Source organism: Mucilaginibacter sp., from assembly GCF_036383575.1.
Lineage (GTDB): Bacteria > Bacteroidota > Bacteroidia > Sphingobacteriales > Sphingobacteriaceae > Mucilaginibacter.
Map to the genome: position 1 here is coordinate 1 of NZ_DASVOB010000701.1, position 6,563 is coordinate 6,563.

Here is a 6,563-nt window from a genome sequence, read left to right on the forward strand (position 1 = left end):
GCGCTAAACTTACTGATGCCACTGTGAAATACTTTGATAAAAAATATGCCGGCTGGTGGAACTGTTTACAGGTAAGCGATATCAACCATGACGGTCACCCCGATATTATTGCCGGGACCGTCGGGTTAAATACCCAGTGCAAAGCAAGTGACGCCGAGCCTGCCGAAATGTTTTATAAAGACTTTGACGACAATGGTTCAGTCGACCCTATGCTGTGTTTTTACATTCAGCATAAAAGCTACCCCTTTGTAAGCCGCGATGAATTGCTCGATCAGTTAAGTGTTATGCGCGGCCGGTTCCCTGATTATAAAAGCTACGCCGATGCCACTATGGATAAGATCTTTACCCCTGAAGAATTGAAAGGCGTAAAAAAACTGACAACCAACGAGCTTGCAACAGCCTGCTTTATCAGTAATGGGCAAGGGCGGTTAAAGCAGGTCGCATTACCTTTGCAGGCCCAGTATTCGCCGGTTTTTACTATTACCACGCTTGATTATTACCACGATGGAAAAGACGATCTTTTGCTTTGCGGCAACATTAACAAGGCCCGCATCCGCTTTGGTAAATATGATGCCAATTATGGCGTACTGCTAAAAGGCGATGGTAAGGGTAATTATCAATACATAAGTCAACCGCAATCAGGCTTTAACATTCGTGGTGATGTAAGGAGCGTACTTCAATTAAATAATATTTTACTGTTTGCCCTTGATAAAGGCAAACTAAAGGCATATAAGCAATAATAAAAAGCAATGAAAAAATTGTTAATGCTGATACCGGCCTGTGGCTTATTTGGAATGATGAGCTGTAGCCCGAAAAAGCAACCCGAATTAACCAACCAGGATGTGAGCAAGGTGATAAATCACATGACCAGCGTAATGGTGCACGATGTTACCAATCCGCCCCTGGCTGCTCGTTTTTATACTTATACCTGCCTTGCCGGATATGAGGTTGTTGCCGAAAACGATAAGCAGATCAGCAGTATGCACGGCATATTGAATCAATATCCTGATATCAAGCCCCCCAAACAAAATGCCGTTTATAATTATCAGCTCAGCACGATACTGGCCATGTTTGAAACGGCAGCCAAGCTACAGCCATCAGGTGCTTTGATGCTGGGATATGAGGCTTCCTTTATTGATTCGTGCAAAAATATTGGTTTTAGCAGCGAAGTTGTTGATAGCTCAAAAAGTTACGCCAAAGCAATCAGCAAACAGATCCTGGCTTATGCCAAGGCCGATGGCTACCGGAAAATAAGTAATTACCCGCGCTATAAAGTTAAACAAACACCGGGTAGCTGGGACCTTACACCTCCTGCTTACATGTTGCCGGTCGAGCCTTATTTTAACACTATCCGGCCCATGACGCTTGATTCGGCTTCGCAGTTTGTTCCCGATGCGCCTATTCCTTTTTCAACCGATAAAAACTCGCTTTTTTATAAATACCTGCAAATGAGCTACGCTAAAAGCGGCAACGGTTTAAAACAGGAAGAAAAAGATATAGCCAATTTTTGGGATTGTAACCCTTTTGCTGTTCAAAACGACGGGCACATGCTTATTGGTCTAAAAAAGATCTCGCCGGGGGCACACTGGATGGGGATAACGGCAATTGCCTGTAAGCAGGCCAAAACCGGGTTCTCCAAAACGGTACAGGTTAATACGGCAGTGGCCATAGGGCTGCTTGATGGCTTTATTTGCTGCTGGGAAGATAAGTACCGCACTAACCGCATCAGGCCCGAAACTGCTATCCGTAAGTACCTCGATCCGCATTGGAAACCCCTGCTGCAAACCCCGCCTTTCCCCGAGTATATCAGCGGGCATTCGGTAGTTTCATCAACAGCAGCGGTTATCCTTACGCATTACCTGGGCGATAATTTTAAATATACCGATGATGTAGAAGTGAATTTCGGCGTACCGCCGCGCCATTTCAATTCCTTTACGCAGGCCGCCAAAGAAGCTGCAATATCCAGGTTTTGGGGCGGCATCCATTTTATGGATGCTATTGATAATGGTATTGTTCAGGGTAACAAGGTTGGCAACCTGGTTGTAGCTAAACTAAGCGGGCAAAAGAAGTCATAGATGTGAGCTCCTGGTGGTAGAGGTTTTTTGCCCCGAACCCCGAAGTTCGGTTAAAAACGAATAAAAAGATCGTCATTGCGAGGTACGAAGCAATCCCCGATTAGCAGAGCAGCTAAGCAAGTCGCCCTGTATAGTTTGGGATTGCTTCGTTTCTTATAATGACTTGATTGTAAGTTGCTGATTATCAAGAATGTTTTTAAAGTCAATTTTCTAACGTGGGCGTTGCCTCCGGCCCGGGCTTTCCGTTACAAGTCCTCGCCTTTCCTGCCCGCATTCCCTTCACGCGCTGTGGGCTTTACACTGCAATCCCTAACGCGGCCCCTGCACACCGTCGCTAAAATATATTTTATACGTCATCACGGTTTTTTTCGGGGTTTCCCTGATGGTTACTCGCAATGACGCGGTGGAGATACGTCATTTCTTCTTCATGACCCAACGCATACTTTACTTAAACCGCATTTTACTGATACCCTGCCGCCTGTAAACTAAATAATTCAGCATAGCGACCATTGTTGGCCATTAATTCCTGATGAGTTCCAGCTTCAAGGATCTTGCCTTTCTCTAATACGATGATACGGTCGGCCAGGCGTGCTGTTGAAAAGCGGTGTGAAATAAGTACAGCTGATTTTCCTTGGGTCAGAGAGGAAAAACGCTGGAATACCTCGTATTCTGCCCGGGCGTCAAGCGCTGCTGTTGGCTCGTCAAGGATAAGTACCTGCTCATCTTTCATATAAGCCCTTGCCAGTGCTACTTTCTGCCATTCTCCGCCCGATAACTCCACACCTTCGTTAAACCGCCTGCCCAGCCATTGCTCATAGCCTAACGGCAGTTTGGCCGCGAGTACATCGGCAAGGCTTTCATGGGCTGCCTTACGGATCAGTTCGGTATTGGCCAGTTCATCAATATTTCCTACCGCAATGTTCTGCGAAAAACTCATCTGGTAACGGATATAATCCTGGAAAATGATGCCCAGGTTTAGCCGGAGACCGGCAATATCATAATCTCTCAGATCGGCACCATCCAGCAGGATGCGGCCTTCTGTAGGATCGTATAAGCGGGCCAGCAGTTTAACAAGCGTAGTTTTGCCCGCACCGTTCTCGCCAACCAGGGCGATCTTTTCGCCGGGGTGCAGGGTAAAGCTCAGGTGCCTGTTGGCCCATGATTCGGTATTGTGGTATTTAAAACCCACATCCTCAAATGTGAATCCCTGTTTTATTGGGTTTGGGAATGGCAAAGGAGATGCAGCAACTTTGATCTTAGGTTTGATCTCAAAAAACTCATGGAAATCATTAAGATAGATAGCACCCTGTGAAACTGATGTAAAGCGGTTCAGCGAATTTTCCATTAAACTGCTAAGCTGCCGGAATGAACCGGCCAGGAAGGTTAGCGTACCTACGGAAGATTTGCCCGTTACCGTTTGATAAATGATAAAACCATAAGCTGCGTAATAACCCGCGCTGCCTAAGATGGAAAAAAATGTACCCCAGGCAGAACGCCGCACAGCCAATTTACTGTTATCGGCATAAAATTTATCGGATAATGTTTTAAAGCGGTTGATAATAAAATCAGACAAGCCGAAGATCTTAACTTCTTTGGCTGTTTCATCGCTTGCACCCAGGTAACGTACATAATCCAGTTCTCGTCTTTCGGGTGTCTGGCTCCTGGTGAGTGCGTAGTTCTGGCTGTTGAAATAGCTTTCGCCCATAAATGAGGGGATAATGGCTATAAGCAGCAACAGGATTAGCCAGGGGTTTAAAGTCAATAAGCCGGTTAGCAGGAAAGCAATGGATATAAAATCCTGGATCTGGCTCATTACCTGCGATAAAAGTACGGTACGCCCAACGGTTTGCTGCCTTGCCCGTTCCAGTTTATCATAAAATACGGAATCTTCAAATTGTTCCAGGTCGAGCGTGGCTGCATGGCGCATAATACGCATCGAGGTATAGTTAGCAAAAAGATCACCAAGCAGGTTATCCATCAGGCTGATCATCCGGTTTAATCCATCGGTTACCACGGCCAGTAAAAATTCGATGATGACAAGTTTCCACAATTCATGCTGACTTCCGCCGTGTCGGTTAAGCAATACCACCTGGTCGATGATCAGTTTTCCCACATACAACAAAGCTACCGGCATGGCCGAACGCACAATGCGTAACAGAAAGCTCATGCTTGTTTTGCCCGGACTGCTTTGCCATACCAGCCTGAAAAACTCGGGGAGATTGCTTAAGGCAGACAGGCGCTCTCTGAACGAGATCTTTTGATCTGGTTTAATATTTCTTGTTTTAGCCATCTGCCTGTTTTGATAAATGCGATTTTAAACAAAAAAATGCTCATTAATACTGAAATACAGCCTGTCAGCACATTTATGATCATTTACTGACCAATGGAATTAATTGAAGAGGCATCCGCTTTATGTAACTAAGCATTGAATAATTAAATAAAAAAAGATTTGTGCAATCGATTGCACAAATCTTTTTTTATTTGTTACTTAGTGAAATAAACCATCAATAAAATTTTCGGAGTTATGAGGTCAGTGAAGCTATTACTTGTCGCGCTGTATGCCTGTTTTATATTACCGTGCTATGGGGTAGTGCGTTTGCCGCAATTGGTTGCCGATGGCATGGTATTGCAGCGCGATGCCAAAGTAAAGATTTGGGGCTGGGCTGATGCCGGGGAAAAGATCACTGTTAATTTTCAACATAAAACATACCGTACTATTACAGATCAAAGCGGTTCTTGGAAAGTGACCCTTCAGGCAATGAAAGCCGGAGGGCCATATACTATGGAGATCACCGGTAATAACCATATTACTCTCCGCGATATTTTAGTTGGCGATGTATGGTTTTGCTCGGGGCAGTCGAACATGGTTTTACCCATGGAGCGGGTAAAGGAAAGGTATCCAGGGGAAATAGCCAATGCCAATTATCCGCAGATCAGGAATTTTTTTGTGAAAACGGAATCCGATGTAACCAAACAGCATCCGGACCTGTTACCCGGCAAATGGGTTAAGGCCGATTCGGCAACCGTTTTGGGTTTTGGCGCTGCATCCTGGTTTTTCGCTAAACAGCTTTACCAAAAATATCATGTGCCTATAGGCATCATTAACTCAAGTGTAGGCGGTACGCCTATAGAGGCCTGGATCAGTGCTGACGGATTAAAAGATATCCAATCATATCATAACCGCATTGCTCAATTTAGCAATACCGCTTTTATGGATAGCGTGTTGAAAAAGCGCCCGGAGCCAGCGGAACCGCTTGATGCAGATAAAGGTTTAAATGAAGCCAAACCATGGTATGATACTTCCTATTTACCGCACAAGTGGCACCATTTCTGGCTGCCCGGCTACTGGGCCGATCAAGGCGTAAAAGGTCTGAATGGGGTAGTGTGGTTCAGGAAAGAAATAAACCTGCCCGCATCGGTACAGGGTAAAGCGGCTAAACTGTTTTTAGGCAGGATAATAGATGCCGATCAAACCTATGTTAACGGCAGGCAGGTTGGGAACATTACCTATCAGTACCCGCCAAGGCGTTATACAGTGCCCGCCGGATTATTAAAGCCGGGCAAAAACATTATTGTGGTACGGGTTACCAATACATCAGGTAAAGGCGGTTTTGTGCCCGAAAAAAGGTACTACCTGGCAATAGCCGGTGATACTACCGATCTTCGCGGCGACTGGCAATACAAGGTAGGGCAGGTGTTTGAACCGGTTAGGGTAAAACCTGAATTTTCGGCCCAAAATGAGCCGACCGGCCTTTACAATACCATGGTGGCACCCGTTATCAATTATACCATTAAAGGGATAGTTTGGTACCAGGGTGAAAGCAATACTTCCCGCGCATTTGAATATGGCAGGCTGCTAAAGGCCCTTATTGCTGATTGGCGCAATAACTGGCAGCAGAGCAATATTCCTTTTATTTACGCCCAGCTTCCCAACTTTAACGAGGTGCAGTATTCGCCTACAGAAAGCAGCCTGGCCCAATTGCGCAACGGGCAGCTAAGTGCCCTTGAAGTCCCCAATACGGGTATGGCAGTTACGCTTGAGGCCGGTGAATGGAATGATATCCATCCTCTCAATAAAAAAACTGTAGGGGAGCGGCTTGCCCGGGCTGCCGAATATGTTGCTTATGGTGATGTGAATGTGGTGCCATCCGGCCCGATCTATCAATCGGCTAAGGTTGACGGAAATAGAATCGAGGTTACTTTTAAAAACACAGGCTCAGGGCTTGTCACCGGGGATGGTGAGGAATTGTCGCAATTTGCAATAGCCGGTGCTGATAAAAAGTTTGTTTGGGCAAAGGCTGTCATTAAGGGGGATAAGGTGCTGGTTTGGAACGATAAGATCCCTGCACCGCTTTATGTGAGGTACGCATGGGCCGATAACCCGGAGGGAGCAAATCTGTATAATAAAGAAGGTTTGCCCGCATCACCTTTTCAAACCGATAAGCCCTAATAAATCAATAACCTAAATCCAGGAGAATGAAAACTACT

General features: G+C 45.7%; 3 protein-coding genes and 1 pseudogene. 3 read left to right on the top strand and 1 reads right to left on the bottom strand.

The features are described from left to right. A pseudogene (locus VF500_RS24980) lies at positions 1-740 on the top strand (hypothetical protein); the annotation flags it as partial. 9 nt (positions 741-749) lie between these two features. Then, entirely contained in the window at positions 750-2,075 is a 1,326-nt protein-coding gene (locus tag VF500_RS24985) for a vanadium-dependent haloperoxidase (protein WP_330862281.1), read from the top strand. Between the two features lie 460 nt (positions 2,076-2,535). On the opposite strand, the gene VF500_RS24990 is transcribed toward VF500_RS24985, so the two are convergent. Next, positions 2,536-4,365, bottom strand: a complete 1,830-nt coding sequence (locus VF500_RS24990; RefSeq protein WP_330862282.1) for an ABC transporter ATP-binding protein — start codon at positions 4,363-4,365, stop codon at positions 2,536-2,538. Between the two features lie 234 nt (positions 4,366-4,599). Here VF500_RS24990 and VF500_RS24995 point away from each other — a divergent pair, with 234 nt between their 5' ends. Next, positions 4,600-6,525, top strand: coding sequence for a sialate O-acetylesterase (locus VF500_RS24995; protein WP_330862283.1), 1,926 nt, complete (start codon positions 4,600-4,602; stop codon positions 6,523-6,525). Positions 6,526-6,563 lie beyond the last annotated feature (38 nt).